The organism is Pantoea sp. App145 (genome assembly GCF_047947045.1).
Classification (GTDB): Bacteria; Pseudomonadota; Gammaproteobacteria; order Enterobacterales; family Enterobacteriaceae; genus Pantoea.
This window is the reverse complement of the sequence record NZ_CP133290.1, coordinates 1,434,012-1,458,945: the sequence shown is the minus strand read 5'-3', so window position 1 is coordinate 1,458,945 and position 24,934 is coordinate 1,434,012. Positions and strand designations below refer to the sequence as shown.

Annotated in this window: 21 protein-coding genes; 13 read left to right on the top strand and 8 right to left on the bottom strand. The window is 53.6% G+C overall.

All coding sequences use genetic code 11. From position 1 onward, the window contains the following. The first annotated feature begins 65 nt into the window (after positions 1-65). The 7 genes from RCF31_RS06620 (at position 66) to RCF31_RS06590 (ending at position 10,573) form a co-directional block, all read left to right on the top strand. Entirely contained in the window at positions 66-4,550 is a 4,485-nt protein-coding gene (locus RCF31_RS06620) for a hypothetical protein (protein ID WP_416412881.1), read from the top strand. Between the two features lie 104 nt (positions 4,551-4,654). Further along, on the top strand, positions 4,655-5,608 hold the full coding sequence (locus RCF31_RS06615) for a hypothetical protein (RefSeq protein ID WP_416412880.1): 954 nt from the start codon (positions 4,655-4,657) through the stop codon (positions 5,606-5,608). A gap of 361 nt (positions 5,609-5,969) precedes the next feature. Continuing rightward, positions 5,970-6,818, top strand: a complete 849-nt coding sequence (locus tag RCF31_RS06610) for a transporter substrate-binding domain-containing protein (protein ID WP_084873625.1) — start codon at positions 5,970-5,972, stop codon at positions 6,816-6,818. 12 nt (positions 6,819-6,830) lie between these two features. Next, positions 6,831-7,550, top strand: coding sequence for an ABC transporter permease subunit (locus RCF31_RS06605; RefSeq protein ID WP_332668404.1), 720 nt, complete (start codon positions 6,831-6,833; stop codon positions 7,548-7,550). 11 nt (positions 7,551-7,561) lie between these two features. Continuing rightward, positions 7,562-8,290, top strand: coding sequence for an ABC transporter permease (locus RCF31_RS06600; protein ID WP_416412879.1), 729 nt, complete (start codon positions 7,562-7,564; stop codon positions 8,288-8,290). A 1-nt stretch (position 8,291) separates the two neighbouring features. Then, the gene (locus tag RCF31_RS06595; RefSeq protein ID WP_313689875.1) at positions 8,292-9,086 is read left to right on the top strand and encodes an ABC transporter ATP-binding protein; all 795 of its coding nucleotides are present in this window, start codon (positions 8,292-8,294) and stop codon (positions 9,084-9,086) included. Next, a complete protein-coding gene (locus tag RCF31_RS06590) occupies positions 9,083-10,573 on the top strand; it encodes an HAL/PAL/TAL family ammonia-lyase (RefSeq protein WP_416412878.1) in 1,491 nt (496 codons plus the stop codon). The genes RCF31_RS06595 and RCF31_RS06590 overlap by 4 nt, the downstream gene beginning before the upstream one ends. Here RCF31_RS06590 and RCF31_RS06585 read toward each other — a convergent pair. Then, the gene (locus RCF31_RS06585) at positions 10,570-11,202 is read right to left on the bottom strand and encodes a flavin reductase family protein (RefSeq protein ID WP_416412877.1); all 633 of its coding nucleotides are present in this window, start codon (positions 11,200-11,202) and stop codon (positions 10,570-10,572) included. The genes RCF31_RS06590 and RCF31_RS06585 overlap by 4 nt on opposite strands. 134 nt (positions 11,203-11,336) lie before the next feature. Between RCF31_RS06585 and rlmF the strand changes: the two genes are divergently transcribed. Beyond that, positions 11,337-12,260: a 23S rRNA (adenine(1618)-N(6))-methyltransferase RlmF gene (gene rlmF / locus RCF31_RS06580; protein WP_416412876.1), complete on the top strand. Its 924-nt coding sequence runs from the start codon at positions 11,337-11,339 to the stop codon at positions 12,258-12,260. 2 nt (positions 12,261-12,262) lie between these two features. Here rlmF and ybiO read toward each other — a convergent pair whose 3' ends face one another. From ybiO to rhtA, 6 genes are all read right to left on the bottom strand, one after another. Next, positions 12,263-14,533 (bottom strand): mechanosensitive channel protein, encoded by a 2,271-nt coding sequence (gene ybiO, locus RCF31_RS06575; RefSeq protein WP_416412875.1) that lies wholly within the window; start codon positions 14,531-14,533, stop codon positions 12,263-12,265. Between the two features lie 155 nt (positions 14,534-14,688). Continuing rightward, positions 14,689-15,411, bottom strand: a complete 723-nt coding sequence (glnQ, locus tag RCF31_RS06570) for a glutamine ABC transporter ATP-binding protein GlnQ (protein WP_084873633.1) — start codon at positions 15,409-15,411, stop codon at positions 14,689-14,691. Next, positions 15,408-16,067 carry a glutamine ABC transporter permease GlnP gene (gene glnP, locus RCF31_RS06565; protein ID WP_084873634.1) on the bottom strand — a complete coding sequence of 220 codons (660 nt, stop codon included), beginning with the start codon at positions 16,065-16,067 and terminating at the stop codon, positions 15,408-15,410. The genes glnQ and glnP overlap by 4 nt, the downstream gene beginning before the upstream one ends. An 84-nt stretch (positions 16,068-16,151) precedes the next feature. Continuing rightward, the gene (gene glnH / locus RCF31_RS06560; RefSeq protein WP_084873635.1) at positions 16,152-16,898 is read right to left on the bottom strand and encodes a glutamine ABC transporter substrate-binding protein GlnH; all 747 of its coding nucleotides are present in this window, start codon (positions 16,896-16,898) and stop codon (positions 16,152-16,154) included. Positions 16,899-17,221: 323 nt separating this feature from the next. Next, positions 17,222-17,725: a DNA starvation/stationary phase protection protein Dps gene (gene dps / locus RCF31_RS06555; protein WP_036624544.1), complete on the bottom strand. Its 504-nt coding sequence runs from the start codon at positions 17,723-17,725 to the stop codon at positions 17,222-17,224. A 318-nt stretch (positions 17,726-18,043) separates the two neighbouring features. Beyond that, positions 18,044-18,952, bottom strand: coding sequence for a threonine/homoserine exporter RhtA (gene rhtA / locus RCF31_RS06550; protein ID WP_416412874.1), 909 nt, complete (start codon positions 18,950-18,952; stop codon positions 18,044-18,046). Between the two features lie 378 nt (positions 18,953-19,330). Here rhtA and ompX point away from each other — a divergent pair, with 378 nt between their 5' ends. Continuing rightward, positions 19,331-19,840 carry an outer membrane protein OmpX gene (ompX, locus tag RCF31_RS06545; protein ID WP_313685372.1) on the top strand — a complete coding sequence of 170 codons (510 nt, stop codon included), beginning with the start codon at positions 19,331-19,333 and terminating at the stop codon, positions 19,838-19,840. 151 nt (positions 19,841-19,991) lie between these two features. On the opposite strand, the gene RCF31_RS06540 is transcribed toward ompX, so the two are convergent. Continuing rightward, the gene (locus tag RCF31_RS06540) at positions 19,992-20,186 is read right to left on the bottom strand and encodes a hypothetical protein (RefSeq protein ID WP_299446526.1); all 195 of its coding nucleotides are present in this window, start codon (positions 20,184-20,186) and stop codon (positions 19,992-19,994) included. A gap of 265 nt (positions 20,187-20,451) precedes the next feature. On the opposite strand from RCF31_RS06540, the gene mntR reads away from it, so the two are divergent. The 4 genes from mntR to RCF31_RS06520 all read left to right on the top strand — a co-directional run bounded on the left by mntR (position 20,452) and on the right by RCF31_RS06520 (position 24,934). Beyond that, positions 20,452-20,910, top strand: coding sequence for a manganese-binding transcriptional regulator MntR (gene mntR, locus RCF31_RS06535; protein ID WP_299446524.1), 459 nt, complete (start codon positions 20,452-20,454; stop codon positions 20,908-20,910). 24 nt (positions 20,911-20,934) lie between these two features. Continuing rightward, on the top strand, positions 20,935-22,044 hold the full coding sequence (locus tag RCF31_RS06530; RefSeq protein ID WP_416412873.1) for an SLC13 family permease: 1,110 nt from the start codon (positions 20,935-20,937) through the stop codon (positions 22,042-22,044). A 185-nt stretch (positions 22,045-22,229) separates the two neighbouring features. Continuing rightward, positions 22,230-23,369: an HlyD family secretion protein gene (locus RCF31_RS06525; protein ID WP_416412872.1), complete on the top strand. Its 1,140-nt coding sequence runs from the start codon at positions 22,230-22,232 to the stop codon at positions 23,367-23,369. Further along, positions 23,366-24,934 carry a DHA2 family efflux MFS transporter permease subunit gene (locus tag RCF31_RS06520; RefSeq protein WP_299446517.1) on the top strand — a complete coding sequence of 523 codons (1,569 nt, stop codon included), beginning with the start codon at positions 23,366-23,368 and terminating at the stop codon, positions 24,932-24,934. The genes RCF31_RS06525 and RCF31_RS06520 overlap by 4 nt, the downstream gene beginning before the upstream one ends.

Here is a 24,934-nt window from a genome sequence, read left to right as displayed (position 1 = left end):
GTGCTTAAGCGCAACACCAATGGAGACGTATTCCTTTTTACTTTTAAGCAGTTATGGAGGTTGGTATGCATGGAGCAGACAACGTTTCAGCCGCGCTGGCAGGCTATGCAGATGTTCAGAAAAATACGGCGACCCGGTTCTCTTTGGGGAGAATATGCCGTTCGATGAGAAATTGCGTCACGACATTTTCGAGCTATCACCGCTTTCCCCGCAACCTGCCGGAAATTTGCTGCCAAAGCCTGAGTAATCTCAGAACATTTCTTGATGCCTGCACCCACGGCAATCCGCATGGAATAGCCACACCACCACTGGCTGCGGCGCAGAGGGTCGTCGAGTGGTTTTTCTGGCAACAACAACATCAGGCGACCTGCCAGCTGCTTCAGCTTATCCAGACCACTTCTGACCACGCAGCGCTGAATGACTACTTCTATGCGTTGAACACACTCGCTCTTTCCGGGGATGCAGGAACGCCGGGGCGTATCCAGGCTTACATTGACAGCCGTGCCGGGTGGCGCAACAGCCTGAGAGAAAGCGACCATCAACAGGCAGGTGAATTTGAACAGCGACTGATCGCCTGCCTGGAAAAACGCGCGTTCTGGCAACCCCGGCCGACTCTGTTACAGCCCCTGATAAAATGGGCGGCTCCCTATTGCGGCATGTATCTGGATGAGGTCTTAGCTATCCGCGCACCAGCGTTATCACCGTGTGTTCCCGGACAACAGCTCAATGCCAGTCGCGTGATTGCGGGTGAAGTCGGGCAGGAAGAGGATTTATTCTTCGGGCAGGGCAAAAATATCATTTATGTGCCGGGCAGCGTTTCCCTGCCGACGCTGATGCTGACCTCTGGGCAGGAATTCTGCACCCAGCTGACACGCTGCCCGACAGAACTTCTCAGCTACACAGGCAACCGGACAGTGAGCGTGGAAATGGCGGGGGTGGGCACGGCAGACAACGAGAAAATTACCCTCTGCATCAACAATAAAAAGTTTAACCCGCTGTTTATTAATCGGGATCTAAACACCCGAGCCACCTGGTTTCCCAGCCAGATCTACCGTCACTCGTTGCAGGTCGGCGATGCGAATCCCCCCCAGCCTGACGACGCTTGCTGTCCCGTGATCTCTGATGTGTCAGGGGGAGCGCTGCATCGGGTTAACTGGGGAGGGATTCTGCCTGTGGCTGCGGCAGAGGAACGTGGCCTGGGCGATGATCAACCCCAACCGCAGATTAACGAATACCATTTCCGTCACTATGCTGAAGTGGATATTCCCACGCATTCCCCGTCGGCATATGATCCGGATGCGATTGCAACCCCGAATAACCGGCCTTTTCGTCACTATGCTGAAGTGGATAGTTTTGTCTTGCCATTAACCACCATGCTTCCTGAGCAGCTGATTCCCTATGAGGTCGATCTGAGTACCTGGGAACGCTCGAAAAGGATGTTTATTCCGCTGAAGTTCCCCTTCTTAACCCGCACCACCACAACCACACCACGCGCCACTGGCGCCACCCCAGTCACGACGCCGGATAGCCTGACCTTGTTATTTGGACCTACTAATACAACCCTGACGCCAGGGTCGTGCAGGACGACACAGCCCGTGCTGATTGGCCGCGATCTTGATGTGATGCTGGCTAAAGCGCAACAGTGGCTCAGGCAGGTACCTTCAACGCAGATTGATGACAAAATCCATACTTATTTCCTGAATCTGGAAGGGGTGGCTGACGCGCAATTTACGTCGCTGGAGGAAATTGTCACCGTCGTCAGAAAGTTGGTAACCGGCATTGACAGCCAATATGCGTATGATCAGTACGCGGCCGTTGATTTTGCTGCGTTGTTATTCGAAGGTTCCTGCTTCGCGGAGGTGAGTGAACTGTTAAATGCCTGGGTAGGTACGTCAGCGGGGAAAGCACAACTTTCTGAAATCCTGTTACGTGCCCTTGATCGTGCCATCCCCAATCCTGGCCTGTTAGTGTCAGCAACATTGAAAGCCCTGGAACAGAAGGTCAGACCAGAAACGACTCTGTTTGCTTCACTGCCAGATGTGAAGGTGGAGCTACAAAACGGCTTTAAAAGCAATCTTGTTGCTTCTGTTTACTATGCCCGTGGACCCCTGCCAGATTTTATTCAAAGTCACGTCATTCTCGGGAAATTGCAGTTTTTGCATCTGGAATATATCAAAAACCAATACCCCTTTTTTCGCTTATGCAGCAAGCCGGATGTCATGGATAAAGCGGTGCTTTCCACTCATGGCGTATTGTTAACGGTTGCTGCGGGCCTGATTGCCGATGACGATAAACTGCATTACATCCCTGCTGATAGGCTGGAACGATTCGGTATGCAGGCCATGCTACGTCATTCAGATGATTTTCTGTTGGACAGATTTGCCTATTTTGATCGTCTGCTGGCAAAAGGGGACGTTAGGCTGGCTGATTATCTGAATCATCTCGAAGCGGAAGGCGGCCTGTTGGTCCGGCTGCTTTATCTTAACCTCAAAATCTATAACCTACTGCAGCATGGTGGGAAACTGACAACACAGTTTATCATCGATTACCAGGCTTTGGCCGGGGTGGAAAAACAACTTTGTACGCTGGCTCTCGGGCAGATTGAGGCGGCAGATCAGGCGTTTTTCCTGGCAGCCTCGCAGCAACCGGGGGGGCTTGAAGTTCGGTTTATTACGGCAGAAAACAAGGCGGCTCACGGGAAACAACGTCATTATATTGGCTTTACCCTGACAGCCGGACACGAAAATATCAGGCGCTGCTACACCCTTTCCATCATTCCCAAAATAAATAATATTATTGCCGATGTGGTTTATAACGATACGCAACATAGCCTTCAGGCGGATGATTATGCCCGGTGGATTAATCATGCGGGTAAAACTACGTTTATGACGCGCCTGTCGGTATCCAATCGTTCGTTGCCAGACATCACCTTTAATGTTAGTGATAAAATGACGGCACCCGTCGCCCGCAGCCAGGTGCAATGGTCGTTGTATGCGCAGAGCCTCAGTCAGTTTATTATTAATCAACGCTTCCCACCTGTGGTATCAGTATCAACTACCACGTCTGCGCCTGGCATCATTGATGAAATAATGGATGTTGCCGGGAATTTAATCTCTCAATTCATTTCCCTGAAATCATGTAAACAGGCCTTTGATGCGATCCGCGATCGGCCCGCTACCATAGAGGAAGCATTAATCACCGCTGAGTATGCAGCGTTGTGTTTTTATGACTCCGTCCCTGAAAGTGAGACTGGCAAGCTGGTGAATGAAGCCAGCTATGCTGTCCATTCTGTGGCGGAAAAAGTCATTGCGTTATGCAGAGAAGAAATACAACACAAGGTGACACCAGCCGATACGAACCCGATAAATATGGCAGAGCTTCAGGAACAACTGTTTCTCGATGATAGCCAGGTAACGGCACGGCTCGCTAACTCAATACCGTTTCAGGCTTATTTAGGCTGGATGCTGCGCGACAAATCTTTTAGCTTGCGGCCACTTGCCCCACAGGTAACAATTCTTGATGTGCGCTGGAACGTCATCACCGACCGGTTTTATTGTAAAGCCAACACGCCGCAGGGTATTAAGAACTATCGTGTTGATGAACAAAACGCCTTATTACTTCCTACCCATCATCAATTCACGGATAATTTTGCCAATAGTCAGGAACGGGTGGTGGATGCTGAAAAGTTTGTCTCTCATGTTGCGAGTGGAACCCTTGATGACTTAAAAACAGAACGCATGGAACAGGATATCAGGGAGACGAATAAATATGATTATGTTCTTTTTAAGAAATATTTCACTGAGATAGACTTTAGCAATGATAATGTCAGGGACGTTTTTTTTAGTAACTTGATCATCAATACCAAATGGCAACCTGTGCACCTTTGGGTAAAAAAGGGGAGCGGGGGAGACGATTTTATCATTGTTGAATTTAAGGACGAAAAAGAAAAAACGCATTATAAGCAAATGTCAAAAAGAGACGAGGTATTGATAGACTGGAAGGGCGATCCCACCAGAATTAAGCGGGTAACCCGCGAGGCGACCACACTTTCCCCCTATTACGTCAATATGTTCACGCCACTGCACTTTGGTTATCAGGAGGTGAATCAGTATACCAACGTACAGCGTGAGGCAGAGCTGCGGGATTTAATCGAGGAAGGGAGTAAAATTCCTGATCCAGGTAACCTTCCTGAAAGTCGATGCCGGGATAGGATGGAGGAGTTGCTAAGACTCACGCCATTCAGTTTTATTAAATTGAAATTTCCTGTGGTAAGTCAATTTGTGGAACAATTCGCCAGATGGGAAACACCTGTTATCATTAATGATAAATTCAATCAGTTTGTGGATGCTGTTGAACAATACCATCGTGAAAATCACACAGAAGTGGATTTTTATGAAAGAGCGAAAAAGTCATTCAGGATATCAGGGAGCTGGATAAAAATAATAAAATATTCACCAGGGCAAATAAGATATTTAAAAAGAATGCTAAGGAATATTATAAGAAACACATTGTCCCGAAAGCGATTGTCAACAAACGGTTCAATGAAATAAAAGATAAACTATTAAATCCTGGCGTGCCGAATGCTCCTCAATTCATATTAAAAACCAGAAACAGGCAAGAGCTGGAAACGAAATATCCGGAATTTTTTGTCAGGTTGATGAATACCCTGAAGCGTATTCATGCTGACGCCCAACTCGTGGATAAACTATTAAATAGCGCCCAAAATCACGACATCGTCAAAGATGTCCTTCAGGAGTTTACCGGAAATATTTTTACTGAACGTGAAATTAAATTAGTTATCGCTGATTATAAAAACTACGTGAGTGATCTCAGAGACCTCACTGTTGATAGAGTCAGAGTTTTTAGGGAAAGATATACGGCTGATGATCATGTAGCTTCCGGGTGCTTAATTAATGAAGCGGAAAGATTGTTATTTGGGCGTGGTGATATCGGTTTCGTTCTTTCCGGTGATGGGAACAGGTTGGTTTACATGCAGAATATCAGCGAAGATGAATCAAAGCAGATCATCATTGATCATGAAATAAGACATGTAACAAATAAAAACAAAGCAATTCATTCCCCCGGCGAAGTTTATAGTGAGACTTACAATCCTGTTAAAAAGTTCAGTTTTGCCGGTATGGAATATTTCAGCAAACAACTTTTATCTAACAGGTATTACCTGGTTGATTATCTGATGAGCGACCGGGATTTTCTCCGGAGTTTTTGCCAGCAATTGAGTGTATTTACGGCCAATGTGACCCTGAAGCGAAAGATTATTAAGTTTATGGGGGAGTTTTTGGGAGGGCTGGCATGGCGCTATACCGATCGCTATAGTCCTGAGGCGGAGGAAAAACGTAAAGCGTTAAAGGGACTGGTTGAACCTGCATTTAAAGATAATTCATTTGTGATCCATTTCATGAAACATAATGCTGATCTGCATGTTGGTATCTTTAGCCGGCTGGTAAAACTGGGACGCCAGAATCTGGAGTCAAAGCAGGATATCGACACCGCCAGTGACCAATTAAAATCGATGATATTACAGGCAGGCAGCCTGAATTCAGAAGAGATCAACGTCGGGGCCTCTACCTCTGGCGGATCAATCGGTTAGTTAATGCACATTTTTTTAGCGGCGCGATTTATCGCGCCATTCGGTGCAGGGTGCTGGTAAACCCTGCGCAATAAATTGCGTCGCTACAACCTGGTGCGTTCGCTGCCACCTTCTGGTGCAATCCGGCACCGCTTCCTTTGTATCCCCCTGATTCTCCCCGTCACCTCGAGCTGGCACAGCCTTTGCTAGGTTGTATGTACAAGTACAGACCGCGTGGCAATTTTAATGATTTATTCTGTCTGGCTCACAAAAAACTCAAGCCGACAATGATCTGGCGCAGGCTAACTTGTATATACATGAAATGTCATCTGCGAAAAATCGCCGAGACAGCACACAACGATTATCGACCAGGAGAAGCCGCATGACGCACCGCACCACAGTACGCCGTTTTTGCCTCACGACCCTGTTTTCCAGCCTGTTGCTTTGCGGTGTGACTGCCCAGGCTAAAGAGTGGAAATCGATCACTATTGCCACTGAAGGCAGCTACGAACCCTGGAACCTGACCCTGCCGGGCGGCAAACTGGGCGGTTTTGAACCTGAGCTGATGGCCGATCTGTGCAAACGCATGGGGATTCAGTGCAAGCTGGTGGTGCAGAACTGGGATGGGATGATCGCCGGACTGAATGCCGGAAAATATGATGTGATCATGGATGCCATCGTTATCACCCCGGATCGCAAAAAAGTGGTCAGCTTCACCACGCCGTATGCATCCACCCCTGCCACCTTTATCACCGTGAAAGATTCGCTGCTACCGCCGGATAGCAAGATCATCAAGCTGCACGATGATGCCAAAGAGATCGAACCGGCGATTGCGCAGCTGAAGGCCGCGCTGAAAGGTAAAACCATCGGCATCGCCTCCGGCACCGTCTATACCCCGTTTATCGATAAATACTTCAAAGATGTCGCCGATGTGCGTGAGTACACCACCTCTGCCGATGCGATCCTCGATTTGCAGGCCGGTCGTATCGATGCGGTGTTTGATGACGTCACCTTCGCGCAATCGATGCTGGCGCGGAAAGAGAACAGCAACCTGACCTTCAGCGGCCCGCAGCTTGGCGGCCCGATTTGGGGTGAAGGGGAAGCGCTGGGCGTGCGCATGGCCGATAGCGATCTGAAAGCCAAACTCGACGCCGCCATTCAGGCTGCGCTGGCTGACGGCACGGTGAAAACCTTGAGTGAGAAGTGGTTTAAAACTGACGTAACCCCGTAAGTGAGGTCAACCATGATGAGCCTGCTGAGTTTTGGTGCAGACGGCTGGGGCCGCCTGATCCTGAGCGCCACGTTAACCACGTTGCTGCTCTCGCTGGCGGCATTGATGATCGGCGCGCTGGTCGGTGCGGGTGTCGCGGCGGCTAAACTCTCCACGCAACGCTGGCTGCGCTGGCTGGGAGAGGCGTATTCCACGGTGTTTCGTGGCATCCCGGAACTGCTGGTGATCTACCTGTTTTACTTCGGTGGCTCCGGTTTGATCACCCTCGTCGGTCAGATGTTCGGGGCGGATGGCTTTATTGAAGCGCCGCCGTTTCTGATTGGGGCACTGGCTATCGGGCTTATCTCAGGTTCTTACCAGGGGGAAGTGTATCGGGCGGCGCGGCTGGCGCTGGCGAAAGGCGAGATCGAAGCTGCTGTCGCCATCGGGATGCCTCGGCTTCGCATCGCCCAGCGCATTCTGCTGCCGCAGGTGGTGCGCTATGCGCTGCCCGGCATGTCGAATGTCTGGCAGATGAGCCTGAAGGACTCGGCGCTGGTGTCCGTCACCGGCATCGTCGAACTGATGCGAGCCAGCCAGGTGGCCGCCGGATCTACCCGTGACTACTTCACCTTCTATATGGTGGGCGGTGCCTGTTATCTGGTACTGACCCTGCTTTCCAACCATGCATTTCGTCGCGCGGAATCGCGCCTCGGCCGTGCCTGGCAAAGTCGCACTGCGGCACAGCATTAAGGAGCAGCGCGATGATCGATTTTGCCTTTCTCACTGACACCTTTCTCAAGCTGAGCGCCGCGCTGCCGGTTACGCTCGGCCTGTTTATCAGTTCATTCCTGTGCGGCGGGGTGCTGGCGCTGGGCATTCTGGCGCTGCGTATGAGCCGCTGGCGGCTCCTGAGTGGTTTTGCGCGCGGCTACATCCTGGTGTTTCGCGGCTCACCGCTGCTGATCCAGCTGTTTTTGATTTATTACGGGCTCGGCCAGTTTGGTGTGATTCGCCACAGTTTTGTCTGGCCGTTTCTGCGCGAACCCTTTACCTGCGCGGTGCTGGCGCTGTCGCTGTGTACTGCCGCGTACACTGCTGAGATTCTGCGTGGTGCGTTGTTGGCGGTGCCGCCGGGCCAGGTTGAAGCCGGGCTGGCCTGTGGTATGTCTCGCGGCCTGTTACTGCGGCGCATTATCGCACCCATCATGCTGCGCTATGCCTTACCGGCGTACTCCACCGAAGCGATTCTGCTGGTGAAATCCACCGCGCTCGCCAGCCTGGTGACGGTGTGGGATGTCACCGGCGTGGCGCAGCAGATTATTCAGCGTACGTATCGCACCATGGAAGTGTTTCTGTGTGCAGCGGCTATCTATCTGATTCTGAACTTTATTATCGTCCAGTTGTATGCGCTGCTTGAGCGCCGCCTGACCCCGGTGCATCGCGTCGAAAAAAAGCCGTTGCCCGCCGTTAAACCGATTGCCGGAGAGTGATATGCACGACTTACCCCCGATTACCTTATCCGCCACCGACATCCATAAATCCTTTGGGGCGATGGAGGTGCTGAAAGGCATCAATTTACAGGCACGCAAAGGCGATGTGATTTCGATTCTCGGTGCCAGCGGTTCCGGCAAAAGTACGCTGCTGCGCTGCATCAACCTGCTGGAAACGCCGGATGCCGGTGTGGTCAGCGTGGGCGGTGAAACCATTGAAATGAAGCGCCATGCCCACGGGCATCAGCTGGCGGCGAATCCGAAACAGATTGAACGCCTGCGCTCCCGGCTCGGCATGGTGTTCCAGAGTTTCAACCTGTGGTCGCATATGACGGTGCTACAGAACGTGATTGAAGGGCCGCATTATGTCCTGAAGCGCGATAAAAAAAGCTGCATTGCCCAGGCGGAACAGCTGCTGGATCGGGTTGGACTGCTGAATCGCAAAGATTTCTATCCGGCGCAGCTATCGGGTGGTCAGCAGCAGCGCGTTGCGATTGCCCGCGCGCTGGCGATGGACCCGGAAGTGATGCTGTTTGATGAACCCACCTCCGCGCTTGACCCGGAGCTGGTGGGGGAGGTGCTGAAGGTGATGCGCAGCCTCGCGGAGGAAGGGCGCACCATGCTGGTGGTTACCCACGAAATGGGGTTTGCCCGCAACGTATCGAACCGCGTGGTGTTTATGCACCAGGGCACCATTGATTGCGAAGGTTCCCCGGAAGCGATGTTTGGCGAGCAAGGCTCGCTGCGCTTTAAACAATTTATCTCCAGCCATCAACGCACGGAGCAACCGGCATGAGCGGAACGGTGATTTGGGGCGACAGCCCCCTTAGCTGGCAGGATGTGGTACAGGTGGCGCGCCACGGCGCTGAGCTCAGCCTGAGCGCCACTGCCTGGCAGCGTATCGCGTGCGGACGTGAAATCGTCGATGAGATTGTCGCCAGCGGCCATATCGCCTACGGTATCAACACCGGTCTGGGCGCCTTGTGCAACATCACCTTGCCGGAGGAGCAACTCAGCCAGCTCTCGCGCAATACGCTGCTGAGCCACGCCTGTGGTGTCGGGCCGTTGCTGCCAGCGGATGAAGTGCGCGCCATTATCTGTGCCGCCATCGCCAACTACAGCCACGGTAAATCTGGCGTATCGGTAGCGCTGGTGCAGCAACTGCTGGCGCTACTGAATCAACAGATTATTCCTCAGGTCCCGTCACAGGGATCGGTCGGTTATCTCACCCATATGGCGCATATCGGTCTGGCGTTGATGGGTATCGGTGAGGTGACGTATCAGCAGCAAACGATGCCTGCCGAACAGGCACTGGCGCTGGCCGGTCTGACCCCGTTCCGCCCAGGAGCAAAAGAAGGGTTGAGCCTGGTGAACGGCACTCCCTGCATGACCGGCATGGCCTCGCTGGCGCTGGACGATGCGGCACGCCTGCTGGATTGTGCCGATATGACCGGAGCGATGAGTTTTGAAGCCCTGCGTGGGCAACTGGTGGCGTTCGATGCAGAGATCATCGCGCTGAAAGCCAGCCCGGGTATGCAGCGCAGCGGCGAACGGCTGCGTCAGCTTCTGAGCGACAGCCCGTTGTTGCAGAGCAGCCTCGGCGTGCGCACCCAGGACGCTCTCAGCCTGCGTTCGATGCCACAGGTGCACGGTGCCTGCCGGGATCAGTTCGAACATGCGCAGCGGCAGGTGAATACTGAACTCAACGCCTGTACGGATAACCCGCTGGTACTCGGCACGCCGGATAACTGGCGCGTGGTGTCACAGGCTAATCCCCACGGTGAATCCGTAGCGATGGCCTGCGACCTGCTGGCGATAGCCATGGCGGAGCTGGGCAGCATTGCGGAGCGTCGGCTGGATCGGCTGGTCAATCCGCTGGTCAGCGGACTACCGGCGTTTCTGGTGGCCCAGCCGGGGGTGAATTCCGGCATGATGATTGCGCAATATGTCGCGGCTTCGCTGTGTGGGGAAAACCGCCAGCTGGCGCAACCGGCGGTGCTGGATAACTTTGTCACTTCCGGTTTGCAGGAAGATCATCTCAGCCTGGGCACCGGCGCGGCATTGAAGCTGCTGAAGCTTACGGGCAATGTGTGGCAGATTCTGGCGATTGAGTATCTGCTGGCGGCGCAGGCGCTGGATTTCCACGGGGAAAACCAGCTGGCAGACGGCACAAAGCAGGCATTGCGTCGCCTGCGGGCGGTAGTAGCCAACTGGCAGGAGGACCGCTGGCTGGCACCGGAAATGGCGCAAGCCGTGCAGGTCCTCAAAGCGACCCGTTTTTAACCACGACGCGCATCCGGCCGCACCAGATCAAAGCGCGACGCTTCACTGATACCGTAATAGGCCGACGGGCCACCGGCACGCAGGATGGGTTGCGCTTTGGCGGTTTGATAGATGCCGTTCTCCAGCAGATGCTCATCAATATGAATCGCCACCACTTCCCCCAGCACCAGCCAGCTCTCCAGTTCACTGCCGTGTACATCCTGCAGGCGGATTAGCTGCGTCAGGCGGCATTCGAAATTGACCGGACTTTCCGCCACCATGCTGACCTTTACCTGCGAGGCCGGGATCGGGGTTAACCCTGCCAGCGCGAATTCATCCTGCTCCGGCGGTATTGAGGCGGAGCTTTCGTTCATCGCTTCCGCCAATGGACGGGTCGCCAGGTTCCAGACAAACTCTTTGCTCTCGCTGATATTTTGCACGCTGTCTTTCCAGCCGCTGCTGGCAAAGCCGATAATCGGCGGATGATAGTTGAAGCAGTTAAAAAAACTGTAAGGCGCAAGGTTGCGCAGGCCGCTGGTGCTTTGCGAACTGATCCAGCCAATCGGGCGTGGGCCGACGATGGCATTGAGGGGATCGTGCGGCAAACCGTGACCGGCACGCGGTTGATAAGAATAGCGTTGACGCGTCATAACCTCTCCTGGCGTGGGTAAGTGCGCAATAAATTGCGCAGCGACAAATTTAGCATCCTGACTCTACATCAGCAGAGATTTTCTTTTTTGTCCGGCAAAGGGTATCTTACGCCGCGTTATTTATCGGAGATCCTATGAACAAGCCAGCCGCCAATCCCTTTCATCCCCGCAATCGCCATCAGGGCCGTTATGATTTTGCTGCCCTCACCGCAGCGCATCCGCCGCTGGCGGACAAAGTGCGCCCGAACGGTTATGGCGAGCTGTCGGTAGATTTTGCCGATCCGCAGGCGGTGATGTTGCTCAATCAGGCACTGCTGAAGCTGTTCTACAACCTTAACTGGCAGCTGCCGGAAGGCTATCTGACGCCGCCGGTGCCGGGGCGAGCGGATTATATCCATGCGCTGGCTGATTTGCTGGCCACCGATAATGGCGGCGTGATCCCGCGCGATGTGGATGTGATGGATATAGGTTGCGGTGCCAACTGTATCTATCCGCTGATTGGTCACGCGGAATACGGCTGGCGCTTTACCGGCACCGAGATCACGGCGGAAGCCATCACGGCGGCTAACCATATCGTTGCCAGCAATCCGGGTTTGCAGCGCGGGATTCGTCTGCGTCGGCAGAAGCAGGCTGAGGCGATCTTCGCCGGTGTGGTGCACAAAAATGAACGCTACCAGGCGGTGCTGTGTAACCCACCGTTCCATGCATCGGCAGAAGAAGCGGCGGCGGGCAGCCAGCGTAAAGTGCGCAAACTCGGTTTAAAGAAAAATACGCCGCTGAACTTCGGTGGTCAGCATAACGAATTGTGGTGTGACGGCGGCGAACGTCGGTTTATTGGCCGGATGATCGATGAAAGCGTCGCTTTTGCTGACCGCATTGTGTGGTTCACCTCGCTGGTTTCACGCAAAGAGAATCTACCCGCGCTGCGCGACCAGCTGCGTGATGCGGAGGCGTACGAGGTCCGCATCATCGAAATGGCGCAGGGCCAGAAACAGAGCCGTTTCCTCGCCTGGACGTTCCTGCCGGAAGCCGGACGCGCCCAGCGGCTGAAACGCTAAACTCACGGCGTCGGTGGCAGAGCCGGAAAGCTGGCGGCGGATGCCACGTCGTTGCCGGTTTGCATCACCTCGACCGTCTGGTGTGGCGCTTTAATCCCCGCCGCGTCAAAATGTTTCTTCACTTTATCGTCCAGCGCAAACCTCACCGACCACTGCTTCAGGGGTTGAGTGGTAAAGGAGACGCGGACGGTAAAGGATTGGCTGGTCAGCCCGACCAGCCCGGCGAAACTCGGCTCGCCAATCACCATGCCGCGAATTTCCGGGTTTTCCAGCAACTCCTTCACCGCGGCCTGCAAGGTAGCGTTCACTCTCGCCGTGTCTTCGCTGCGATCGACATCATAGTTGGCAACAAACGAGCCGATACCGCGCACAAAATTGGCGAAGGTGGTGATGGATGACCACGGAATAATATTCAGCGCACCGGTATCCTGACGCACCCCGACCGATCGAATCGACATTCGCTCCACGGTGCCGGTGATGCTGCCAATGGTCACCAGATCGCCAGTATTCATGCCGTTCTCAAACTGGATAAAGATGCCGGTGATGATGTCTTTAACCAGCGTTTGCGAGCCAAACGACACCGCCAGCCCCAGCGCCCCTGCGCCAGCCAGCAACGGGGCGATATTCACCCCCACTTCGGACAGTAAAATCATGATGGTAATGGTGCTGATCACCACCGCCAGCGCATTACGGAACAGCGTCAGCAGCGTGCGGGTACGGGCGCTGGGCATCGGACGACCATGAGAATCGGAAGCCAGACGGCTTTCAATCAGGCTGGCGAGCAGCGTCCAGCCAATCGCCGAAAGCAGCACGATCATCACGATGCGGATCATTACATCGACCATCTTCTGTCCGGCACCGAACGTCAGCCAGTGCCAGAGATCAAACAGGTTCCACGCATTGAGTAGCATTAGCAGCGTGGCAAATACGGTGATAACCCGCGCCAGCTTCAGCAGCGCCTTGACCCAATCGTTGACGCGTTTTTGCAGTTCAGGATAGTTGCGCCGCATGTCCGGTGACAGGGTCAGGGTTTTGCCAATCCAGCGCGTCAGCATGCCGGAAATCAACGCGGCGATACCGATGATCGCCAGGCTGCGCACCGTGGCGGACATCATAAATTTCAGGCTGTCGCCGGGATTGAAAATGGAGAACAGGAACAGCGTGATAAAATACGCGCTCGCCAGCCAGTGCCACACCATGCCAAAGGCGCGGATAAACAGCGCGAAGAAGCTCAGGCTGCGGTCAGCCAGCCGTGATAATTCTTCATGGATATTGCGCTTGTTACGAAAAATCAGCCACAGCGCCCACACCGTCATGATCCCCATCACCAGCATGTTAACCAGCGCGGCGACCTGCATATTCACCTGATTGGACACAATCGGCACCACCACCAGCAAACCATAACCAATGATGCCGCTCAGCCAGCTCAGGCGGGTGTTCCAGTAGCGGGCGCGCGCATCGGACAAATGAAAAAAGCGCAGGGCAGGGAAGCGTGGGCAAAAAATCAGGCGCAGCACCGCTTTGAAGAACTCAATCAGCGCGAAGGCATTCAGGAACAGGCCCTGCTGATAGGCGATGGTGCGATTATCACCGTGGTAATTGTCGCTGATGATCTGGCCGAGAAACAGCGTCAACGCCAGTAGCAGTAAATCAATGATAAAAGCCAGCACAATGGTGGCGGGCAGATGCAGCCATTTGCTGCGTTCCAGATTGTGGTTACGGCCCCAGCGCCCCATGCGTTGCCAGATGGGCCCCATCAGGCGTCGCGCCAGCCAGTAAAAAGCAAACACTGCGGCAGCCAGACCGGCAAAGTGTTGCAGGGCATTGAGGAAAGTTTGCTGGTTGAAGGCCTTGTGTGGTGCGTTGGCAATGCTGTCGTGCAGCCGGACAAACTGGGATGCGACGGCTCCGCCATATTCACGGGTGACGCTGGTGACGCTTTCCAGCACCGTCGGATCTTCTGCTTCCGCCTGCGGCGGGGCCAGTACCGGTTGCTGGCTGGTGGAGGGACTATTGGCTGCCTGACGCAGCTGATCAATCAGTTCCTGACGGGAATCGTTATTTTCCAGAATATTAGCCAGCGCGGCATAGGCGGCTTTTTTATCCTCCAGCGTTGGCGCGGTGCTGGTGGTTGCGGCGGGTGGCGGTGACTGCTGCGCGGCAACAGCGGCCTGTGGCAGGGTGACGGCCTGGGCAGCCGTGATCAGCAACAGGAAAATAACACCCAGACTCCAGCTGATGGCACGACGCCATGGTGGGCTGGCAAACGACATGGCTTTCTCCCTGATTTTGGCACAAGGGAAAAGTATAGACAGCGCGGGAGGGAGATGAGTCTGAAAGGGGGGATGTATACCAGCATGTAGCGGCGCGATTCATCGCGCGCCTTTAAAACAGCGCGATAAATCGCGCCGCTACGATAATTGCCGGTTTAAGACACGTGCTGCAAAAACTCGCGCAGACGGTCGCTCGGCGGGTTGGTGATCAACTCGTCCGGGTTGCCATCTTCGGCGATGGTGCCTTTGTCGATGAAGATCAGGCGTGAAGCCACTTTCTGGGCGAAGCCCACTTCGTGTGTCACGATCACCATGGTCATGCCTTCTTCGGCCAGATCCTGCATCACTTTCAGCACTTCATGACGCAGTTCCGGGTCAAGCGCCGAGGTTGGCTCATCGAACAGCATCATTTTTGGCTTCACTGCCAGTGCACGGGCAATCGCCACGCGCTGCTGCTGACCACCGGACAATTCTGACGGAAAGTGGTGCGCGCGTTCCGCCAGCCCTACTTTACCCAGCAGTTCACGCGCCAGTTTTTGCGCATCTTCTTTCTTTGCACCGCGCACGCGGATCGGACCAAAGGCCACGTTATCCAGCGCGCTCATTTGTGGGAACAGGTGGAACTGCTGGAACACCATGCCTGCTTCCTGACGAATCAGGCGTTCATCGACTTTCGGGTCGTTAACTTTCATGCCATCAACGATCAGATCGCCAGTGGTGATCTCTTCCAGCTTGTTGATGCAACGCAGCAGCGTCGATTTACCGGAACCTGAAGGGCCGATAATCACCACCACTTCGCCCTGATTAATCTTCAGGTTGATGTCGTGTAGTACCTGCGTCTGGCCGAAATTTTTAGAGACGTTTTTAAATTCAATCACAGGATTTTCACCCTTTTCTCAATACGGCGCAGCACAAAGCTCAACACCAGCGTAATAATCAGATAGATAACGGCAACGGCGCTCCAGATCTCCAGTGCGCGGAAGTTACCGGCGATGATCTCCTGGCCCTGACGAGTCAGTTCTGCCACGCCAATGACGATAAACAGCGAGGTGTCTTTGATGCTGACAATCCACTGGTTACCCAGCGGCGGCAGCATACGGCGCAGCGCCAGCGGCATGATCACATAGCGCAGCGTTTCGCGGCGCGACAGACCCAGCGCCAGACCGGCCTCACGGAAGCCTTTGTTGATCGACAGCACTGCGCCACGGGTGATTTCCGCGATATAGGCCCCGGAGTTGATCATGATGGTCACCACCGCAGCAGTGAACGGATCAATACGTAAATCCGGGAAAGCCATCGGCAGGGCGAAGTAGATAAACATCACCTGCACCACAATCGGCGTGCCGCGAATTAATTCAATGAAAACCAGTGCGATGTTGTTAGCGATCCAGCCGCCGTAAGCGCGGGCGAAACCGGCGACCAGGCCAATAATCAAACCGCCGATCAAGCCGAGGACCGAAATAATCAGGGTCATTTTGGCGCCTTCCAGCAAAATCGGGATGGCAGGCCAAATGACGCTCCAGTCAAACTCCATGGTGGAACTCCAGAATCTGTTGCGATGGAAAAAGCAGGGCGGAATCAGCCCTGCTTCAAAGATAAAAATAGAACAAAATGCGAATTATTTAGGCTCGCTGCCGAACCATTTTTTATAGATGGTGTTGTAAGTGCCGTTTTCACGCAGGGTTTTCAGCGCGCCGTTCACTTTTTCACGCAGGTCGTCGCTGCCTTTCGGGAAAGCGATGCCGTACTGCTGAGCTTCGATAGATTCGCCAACCGCTTTGAAGCGACCTTTGCCCGCAGTGTGGATGAAGTACAGGATGTTCGGGGTATCGTGCAGCACAGCGTCAGCACGGTTGGTGCCTAACTCCATGTAAGCATTGTCAATGTTCGGGAACTGACGCAGATCTTTCGATTTGATGTGCGCTTTCGCGTAATCAACAGAACCGGTACCGCTTTTCACTGCCACGACTTTGCCGTTCAGATCATCGATACTTTTGATGTTGTTTTCGTTTTCACGCACCATCACCAGCAGACCACTTTTGTAGTAGCCGTCTGAGAATTCAATGGCTTTCTTACGCTCATCGGTAATGGTGATACCCGCCAGCGCCAGATCCACGTTACGGGTTTGCAGTGCCGGGATGATGCCGCTGAAATCCATTGGCTTCAGGGTGTAATCCAGTTTCAGCTCTTTAGCGATAGCTGCCCACAGATCGATATCAAAGCCGACGTACTGATCGCCCTGCTTAAATTCGAACGGAACGAAAGCGGTGTCAGTGGCGACAACCAGTTTTTTGTCTGCTGCGGTGGATGAAAGGGAGAAGGCCAGCGCCAGGGCTGCCACGGAGACTTTAATCAGTGACTTCATCATTTTTCCTTATTACCTTCCAGACCAGCTGGCCTGATTTGCGGCTAATCATATGAAAAAACTATGCCAACTTTTCATTTGTCGCGAAATCAGCAGCTTGCATAGCATGGCTGACACGATTTTGCTTGTATAGAAGAATTTGCACCAATATGAAGCACCAAAATAGTGCGCAGTGCTGTTGTGGTGCAGATCTCAGTTTGCACCAGAGCGCAGGGCAGGGAAAGCAAGGATGAAGAAATTGTTAACGGTGTCAAAAAAAGCACCAGAATGTTACACAGACATAAAAAAAGGCGGGAGAACCCGCCTTATTAGGAATTTGCTGATTATTCGATATTGGATTCGATAAACCACAGGAACTTATCGAGATCACGTGAAGCCGCGGTGAAAATATCCGCACTGTCTTCGTCACTCACTTCGCTGATCGCCTTGCGTACGTCGTTGGCGACGATGGCATAACGGTCGGCTAACGCTTTTAGGTGATCCTGCACGCTGTGAATGTTAAGCGGGTAGCTTTTCAGCGGTGTCTTGTCATTGACAACCTGGGTCGTACCCAGGGCAACGCCACCCAGCTGTACCACGCGCTCTGCGATGGTGTCCTGATGATCGGTAATTGCGGTACGGAAGCCATCCAGCATTTCATGCACCGCAATAAAATTCGCTCCGCGCATGTTCCAGTGCGCCTGTTTGGTGATCAGCGACAGGTCAATAAACTCCACGACCAGACGGTTGAGAACCTCAATGGTGGCTTTCTTCTCACTATCAGCCACGTCGTTGCGGGTGTAAATCAGATCGGAAGATTTTGTTTTAACCAGTTTTGCGGTACTCATCATTAAAGTCCTCTCGTTGATGGGTTGTCCTAATCAAGCACGGGACTAAGTATAGCAGCACTTCTCTGTAATGCAGGATTGATTCAGTCAATATCAGGAATAGGTAAACACAAATTGATCATCGGCAATGGATAAAACGCTGGTGAGAAGATTTTGTGGGAAAATTCAATTTTATCAGTCAGATAAAATATGGCTGTTAATTATCGTTCATCAATGTTGCAAAATAATAACAGAATGGTCGAAGTAACAATTAAAAAGTGATAATGAGAACGGTTTATATATTCAGCTGACCCGTCGGCCAGCTGAATATAGCGCCGATCACTGTGGCGGATTTAAATCGACTTCATTAATTTGCGCTGCTTTTTGTTTCATGGTCAGAGTGGAACCGGCTGAGGCGATAATGATCGCCAGCAAAGCAACCCACTGTTTTAGCGTCAGCAATTCGCCAAGGAACAACATGCCGGATAACGCCGCCATGGCAGGTTCCAGACTCATCAGCGTGCCAAAAATGCGCGCAGGGAGGCGGGTTAACGCCATCATCTCCAGTGAATAGGGAATAGCGCTGGAGAGCAGGGCAATCACCAGCGCCAGTGGTAAAATTTCCCAATGCCAGATGCCACTATGCGCAAAGGTCAATCCGAGTGGGACAAAAATGATCGAGGCGACGAGTGAACCCATCGCTACCGTAGCCGGGCCATGCTCGGCCCCGGCGCGTTGTCCCGCCAGAATATAAATCGCCCAGCAGGCCCCGGCACCGACGGCCAGCAAGGCACCGAGCGGATCAATGTGGCTCATCCCTTCGCCGATCGGCAACAGAAACCACAGACCGGTTACCGCCAGCAGCACCCAGAGGAAATCCAGCGGACGGCGTGACCCCAGCAGCGCCAGCGTCAGCGGGCCGGTAAATTCCAGGCCAACCGCCACGCCAAGTGGCACGGTGCGAATAGAGAGATAGAACAGATAATTCATACAGCCGAGCGCCAGTCCATACAGCAGCAGCGGCATGCGCTGCTCACGCGTGAAGCGCAAACGCCAGGGTTTAAAGATGGCGCAGAGGATCAGGGTGCCTAGCCCGAGACGCAGTGCGGTGATACCCGGTGCGCCTACAGTGGGGAACAGCGATTTTGCCAGAGATGCGCCGCCTTGCAGGGAGAGCATAGCAATCAGCAACACCGCGATGGGGAAAAACACCGGCGTCAGTTTTTTGGCAGTCAGAGGTGCGGACATCCTGGAATCAATTCCTGTTGTTATTAACATCAAAGTAACAGCCAGCAGTGTAAAGGAATTGAGGGCAAATAAGGAGGCGCACAGCAGGTAAAAATAAGCGAAACGACTGATGCGAAAATAGCCAAATCCAGGGCCAGTTAAGTAAAGAAATGTCAGATTAGTTTAGGAATTTACTTAAAGGTGTAACTGAGAGACAGAAAATTCATTGCAAAAAGATGACGTTTTTTATAAGAAAAATGAATGACATAGGAAACTTCATTAACTTTCTGTTACACCAAACAATCTGTTAGACAACAAAATAGCGGCAGAGTTTCGCGCTATTTTTTGTTATATTTTCAGCGTTGTCAGGAGAGAAGTTTTATCACATTTGAGGTGGTTATGAAAAAAATTGCATGTCTTTCAGCACTGGCTTGTGTACTGGCAGTATCCGCAGGTTCTGCCATGGCTCAGAGCACCGTTACCGGTGGTTACGCTCAGAGCGATATGCAGGGTGTTGCCAACAAAGCTAACGGCTTCAACCTGAAATACCGTTACGAAGATGGTACTAACCCGCTGGGTTGGATCGGTTCTTTCACCTATACCGAGAAAGACCGTACTGACGCTGGCGTGTACAACAAAGGCCAGTACTACGGCATTACCGGTGGTCCTGCTTACCGTCTGAATGACTGGGCGAGCATCTACGGTGTTGTCGGTATCGGCTACGGTAAATTCCAGTCTAACGGTGTTGACCGTCAGAAATCTGACACCAGCGACGTAGGTTTCTCTTACGGTGCCGGTCTGCAGTTCAACCCGATTCAGAACGTTGCACTGGACGTGGGCTACGAGCAGAGCCGCATCCGCAGCGTCGATGTAGGCACCTGGATTGCTGGCGTAGGTTACAGCTTCTAAGTTTTTGCTTAGACCAGAGTTGCAAACAAAAACGGCCCGATGGGCCGTTTTTTTATGCTTGTCGCGGTGCGATTAATCCGGCATTTTTCAGCCGATAAGCAAAAACGGCGCGATAATCGCGCCGTCGGAAAATGTACGTCAGTGGGAGCGCTTAACCGCGCCAGATCAGATTCGGGCAGGGACGTTCAGCGATTTTTTTGCCGGTGAGCTTTTCGATCAGCATCAGACGCAGCGCAAACGGTGAGCGGCTCAACAGGCACAGCAGTGATTTCAGCTCGAAAGCCGATGTGCTTTTTTCCGCCTGGAAGCATTTGCCACAGTCGAGGCAGCTTTTCATGGTGGTCATGTTCACCTCCCGATTATTGACGACGTAACAGTAAGCACAGCCCTGCGATGAACAGCAGGAAAAGGAGCAACAGCAAATAGGGTTCATGCATTTTTTGCCTCCTTTGTGAGCATTGCTGCTTACATTATCAGCGAATATAGCATTGGCTATACCCTTTAGCCAATGCTATTTAGGAAAATTTTGTGCTTATTTGTGCCTGGTTTACAATGAGCGCAGCCAGCCCGTACCGCAGTTCTGGTACGGCAAATAATAAAGAGGAAGCTGAATGAGTCGTCGTGCCAAGAGCGCCATCACCCCGCCACAGGGACCGCTTAAAGATATTGAGGAGCATGTCGAAGGATTTCGCCAGGTGCGCGAAGCGCATCGTCGTGAATTAATTGACGACTACGTTGAGTTAATCTCTGATTTAATTCGTGAATTTGGCGAAGCTCGTCAGGTCGATATGGCTGCCCGCCTCGGTGTTTCGCAACCCACCGTGGCGAAAATGCTGAAACGTCTTGGCAGTGCCGGCCTGGTGGAACAGGTGCCGTACCGGGGGGTTTTCCTGACGCGTGAAGGCGAAAAACTGGCAGAAGAGAGCCGTGCGCGCCATCACATTGTGGAAACTTTCCTGCTGGCGCTGGGCATCAGCCCGGAAACGGCGCGTCGTGATTCGGAAGGTATTGAACATCATGTCAGTGATGAAACCCTCGCTGTTTTCCAGAAGTTTTACGAGAGTCGCTAACTTTTTTTAAGGCCTTCCGCCACCATGCCCATCGTGCTTCGCTCGTTAATGCGTGATCGCATTTTGCATTTGCTGTTGTTGCTGGGCGTGATTTTGCTGCCAATGGCGGATTTCCGCTGGCAGCAGTTACCCGGTGCCGTTGACTGGCATACCATCATGACGCTCACCGGGCTATTGATGTTGACCAAAGGCCTGGAAAACAGCGGTTATTTTGATGTGTTAGGCGCGCGCCTGATCCAGCGCTTTTCCCATGAACGTGCGCTGGCGTTGTTTATGGTGTGCGCTGCCGCATTGCTCTCCACCTTTCTCACCAATGATGTCGCGCTGTTTATTCTGGTGCCACTGACGCTGACTTTACGTAAGTTCTCCCGCCTGCCGATTTCGCGCCTGATCATCTTTGAAGCGCTGGCGGTGAATGCCGGATCGCTGCTGACCCCGGTGGGCAACCCGCAAAATATTTTGCTGTGGAGCCACGGTACGCTGAGCGTGTCGGGGTTTATTCTGCAAATGCTGCCACTTGCGGCCTGGCTGATGCTGACGCTGATGGCGCTGACATGGTGGAGTTTTTCCGCGCGGACTATCCAGAAACATGCCCAGACTGAGGCACATCAGTGGCAAAAGCCGCTGTTTATCCTCAGCGTGGTGCTGTATCTGGTGTTTGTGGTGGCGCTGGAACTCAAACTCACCGGCTGGGCATTGCTGCTGGTGGCGGGATGTTTCCTGCTGCTGGCACGCCAGGTGCTGGTCAGCATCGACTGGAGCCTGCTGCTGGTGTTTGTCGCCATGTTTATCGACGTCTTTCTGCTGATGCACCTGCCGTGGTTACAGTCGTATTTCGCGGAAATTGGTCAACTGAGCGAAGGCGGGTTATACCTGCTGGCGATTGGCCTGTCGCAAATCATCAGCAATGTCCCTTCAACCATTTTGCTGCTACAGAAAGTGCCGCCCTCTGACGTTCTGGCCTGGGCGGTGAATATCGGTGGCTTTGGTTTATTGCCTGGCTCGCTGGCAAATCTGATCGCGTTGCGTATGGCGCAGGATAGCCGCGTCTGGTGGCGCTTCCATCTGTTCTCACTGCCAATGCTGGCGTGGTCGATGCTGAGTGGCTGGTTGTTGCTTCAGTGGTTGCGCTAACCCAGCGAATTCTCTCCCCATAGCGCGGTTAGCCGTCGCATATTCAGTATGTTATCGCGCATTTTTGCCGAAAATGCGCGCGTTCGCCGTTTTGTAAAGAAACACTGGAATTTGTCAATTTCTTATCTAAGGTTAACTTGACCGTTTACGCCCGGGGATCGGGGCCAGGATTAAGATGACAACTTATGAGTGATAACGAAAATCAGCCGGCAGCGCGCAACACGCAGGATCCGCATCAGGCAGCAGAAACCAACTCCCAATCGTCAGAAAACAATGAGTCGGAACGTAAACGCCCCGGCAAAAAGCCACTGATCATCCTCGCGATTGTCGCGGTAATCATGCTGCTGGTGATTTTCTGGTTCTGGTTCAGCAACCGCAATATTGAAACCACCGATGATGCCTTTACCGAAGGCAATGCGGTCACGATCGCGCCCAAAGCCGCCGGTTATGTGGTGAAACTGCTGGTACGGGATAACCAGCGAGTGAAGCAGGGGGATTTGCTGGTGGAAATCGACCCACGGGATAACATCGCGCAGCGCGATCAGGCTAAGGCGCAGCTCGGACTGGCGCAGGCGCAACTGCATCAAGCCCAGGCGCAGCTGGCGCTGTCACGCGTGCAGTACCCGGCGCAACGCGACCAGGCGTTGGCCGACCAGGCCAAAGCTCAGGCGAATTTGCTCAATGCGCAGGCTGATTATCGTCGCCAGCGCGGCGTCGATCCGCGTGCTACCTCACAGCGCAATATCGATACCGCCACGGTGCAATTACGTTCTGCTGAGGCACAGCTGCAGAGCGCGAAAGCGCAGGTAGAAGTGGCGTCACAGGTGGCTTTGCAGATCCGAGCACAGGAAACCAACGTTGAAGCGCGTCAGCAGCAGGTGGAACAGGCGCAGGCGCAGCTGAACACCGCAGAGCTGAATCTTTCCTATACCCAGGTGCGTGCGCCCTATGACGGGTTCGTCACCAAACGTAACGTCCATATTGGCTCGCTGGTGCAGGCAGGGACGGCGTTGTTCTCGCTGGTGTCACCGGATATCTGGATTACTGCCAACTTTAAAGAGTCGCAGCTGGAACGCATGAATCCGGGCGATAAAGTGGCTATCAGTGTCGATGCCTGGCCGAGCCTGAAGCTGGAGGGGCATGTGGACAGTATTCAAATGGGCACCGGCTCACGTTTCTCGACTTTCCCGGCTGAGAACGCGACCGGGAATTACGTCAAGATTGTCCAGCGCGTCCCGGTGAAAATTGTCATCGATAAAGGTCTTGATGCCAATCACCCGCTGCCGCTTGGGCTGTCGGTTGAACCCAGGGTGACGGTGGAATGAGTGCCAGCCAGAGCTGGAAACCGGCCAGCAATCCCTGGCTGGTCGCAATCATGGTCACGCTGGCGGTGTTTATGGAGATCCTCGACACCACTATCGTTAACGTCGCGTTGCCGCATATCGCGGGATCGCTCTCCTCCAGTTATGACGAATCCACCTGGGTACTGACCTCGTACCTGGTGGCGAATGGCATCGTACTGCCGATCTCGGCCTTCTTTACCCGCCTGTTTGGCCGCAAGCAGTTTTTTATGATCTGCATCGTGATGTTCACCGTCTGTTCATTCCTGTGCGGTATCGCCACTGAACTGTGGCAAATCATTCTGTTCCGGGTGCTACAGGGCTTCTTCGGCGGGGGCTTGCAGCCGACGCAGCAATCGGTGCTGCTCGACTATTTCAAACCATCCGATCGCGGCAAGGCGTTTGGCCTCTCCTCCATTGCGATCATCGTGGCACCGGTGATTGGCCCGACGCTGGGCGGCTGGATCACCGACAACTACAGCTGGCGCTGGGTGTTCTTTATCAATATTCCGGTGGGGATTCTGACGGTGCTGGCGATTTACCAGCTGCTGGAAGATCCACCGTGGGAAAGCAAGTGGAGCAAAGGTCGCCTGAAGATCGACTATATCGGTATCGGGTTGATCACCATCGGGCTGGGCTGTTTGCAGGTGATGCTGGATCGTGGCGAAGATGAAGACTGGTTCGCTTCCCACTTTATCCGGTTGTTCGCCGGGCTGGCGGTGGTCGGCATTGTCGGGGCGGTGTACTGGCTGTTGTACGTGCGCAAACCGGTGGTGGATCTGACGGTGATGAAGGATCGCAACTTCTGGGTTGCCGGGCTGCTGATGGCGGGTATGGCGATGATTCTGTACGGCAGTTCGGTGGTGTTGCCACAGCTGGCACAGCAGGATCTGGGATATACCGCCACCTGGTCGGGATTAGTACTGTCGCCCGGGGCGGTGTTGATTGTGCTCACCATCCCGCTGGTGCTAAAGCTGATGCCAATCGTGCAGACGCGTTACATCATCGCCTTTGGCTTCACCTGTCTGACGCTGGCGTTTCTCTATTCCACCCGACTGACTCCGAATGTGGACTTCACCACCCTGGTAATGATGCGCAGCGCACAGTCGATTGGCCTCGGCTTCCTGTTTGTGCCGCTGACCACCATCGCTTTTGTCACCATACCGCAGCGTCTCAATGCTGATGCGGCGGCGTTGTTTACCATGTTCCGTAACGTCGCGGGATCGATTGGCATTTCGCTCTCGACTGCCGCGATCACCGAGCGTATGCAGACGCAGTCGGCCAATATGGTGCATAACATGACGCCACTGAACGAACCCTTTAACCTGACGCTGCAACACTGGGCGCAGGCCATCCGTGATTACACCACTGCGGTGGGTGATCCGCTGCAACTTGCCAGCGGTCAGCTTTACCAGGAGATGATTGCCCAGGCGCGCATTCTTGCCTATATCGACGTGTTTATGGGGCTGAGTATCGTGGCGTTGCTGTTGATTCCTTTTTGTTGGTTGCTTTCGCCGATCAAGAGCGAAGGCAGTGCAGGAGCACATTAA

Excerpts from the sequence above, each read along its gene's own strand:
- RCF31_RS06620 (WP_416412881.1), top strand. The coding sequence starts at position 66 with ATGCATGGAGCAGACAACGTTTCAGCCGCGCTGGCAGGCTATGCAGAT.
- RCF31_RS06610 (WP_084873625.1), top strand. The coding sequence starts at position 5,970 with ATGACGCACCGCACCACAGTACGCCGTTTTTGCCTCACGACCCTGTTT.
- RCF31_RS06605 (WP_332668404.1), top strand. The coding sequence starts at position 6,831 with ATGATGAGCCTGCTGAGTTTTGGTGCAGACGGCTGGGGCCGCCTGATC.
- RCF31_RS06600 (WP_416412879.1), top strand. The coding sequence starts at position 7,562 with ATGATCGATTTTGCCTTTCTCACTGACACCTTTCTCAAGCTGAGCGCC.
- RCF31_RS06595 (WP_313689875.1), top strand. The coding sequence starts at position 8,292 with ATGCACGACTTACCCCCGATTACCTTATCCGCCACCGACATCCATAAA.
- RCF31_RS06590 (WP_416412878.1), top strand. The coding sequence starts at position 9,083 with ATGAGCGGAACGGTGATTTGGGGCGACAGCCCCCTTAGCTGGCAGGAT.
- RCF31_RS06585 (WP_416412877.1), bottom strand. The coding sequence starts at position 11,202 with ATGACGCGTCAACGCTATTCTTATCAACCGCGTGCCGGTCACGGTTTG.
- rlmF (WP_416412876.1), top strand. The coding sequence starts at position 11,337 with ATGAACAAGCCAGCCGCCAATCCCTTTCATCCCCGCAATCGCCATCAG.
- ybiO (WP_416412875.1), bottom strand. The coding sequence starts at position 14,533 with ATGTCGTTTGCCAGCCCACCATGGCGTCGTGCCATCAGCTGGAGTCTG.
- glnP (WP_084873634.1), bottom strand. The coding sequence starts at position 16,067 with ATGGAGTTTGACTGGAGCGTCATTTGGCCTGCCATCCCGATTTTGCTG.
- glnH (WP_084873635.1), bottom strand. The coding sequence starts at position 16,898 with ATGAAGTCACTGATTAAAGTCTCCGTGGCAGCCCTGGCGCTGGCCTTC.
- dps (WP_036624544.1), bottom strand. The coding sequence starts at position 17,725 with ATGAGTACCGCAAAACTGGTTAAAACAAAATCTTCCGATCTGATTTAC.
- rhtA (WP_416412874.1), bottom strand. The coding sequence starts at position 18,952 with ATGTCCGCACCTCTGACTGCCAAAAAACTGACGCCGGTGTTTTTCCCC.
- ompX (WP_313685372.1), top strand. The coding sequence starts at position 19,331 with ATGAAAAAAATTGCATGTCTTTCAGCACTGGCTTGTGTACTGGCAGTA.
- RCF31_RS06540 (WP_299446526.1), bottom strand. The coding sequence starts at position 20,186 with ATGACCACCATGAAAAGCTGCCTCGACTGTGGCAAATGCTTCCAGGCG.
- mntR (WP_299446524.1), top strand. The coding sequence starts at position 20,452 with ATGAGTCGTCGTGCCAAGAGCGCCATCACCCCGCCACAGGGACCGCTT.
- RCF31_RS06530 (WP_416412873.1), top strand. The coding sequence starts at position 20,935 with ATGCCCATCGTGCTTCGCTCGTTAATGCGTGATCGCATTTTGCATTTG.
- RCF31_RS06525 (WP_416412872.1), top strand. The coding sequence starts at position 22,230 with ATGAGTGATAACGAAAATCAGCCGGCAGCGCGCAACACGCAGGATCCG.
- RCF31_RS06520 (WP_299446517.1), top strand. The coding sequence starts at position 23,366 with ATGAGTGCCAGCCAGAGCTGGAAACCGGCCAGCAATCCCTGGCTGGTC.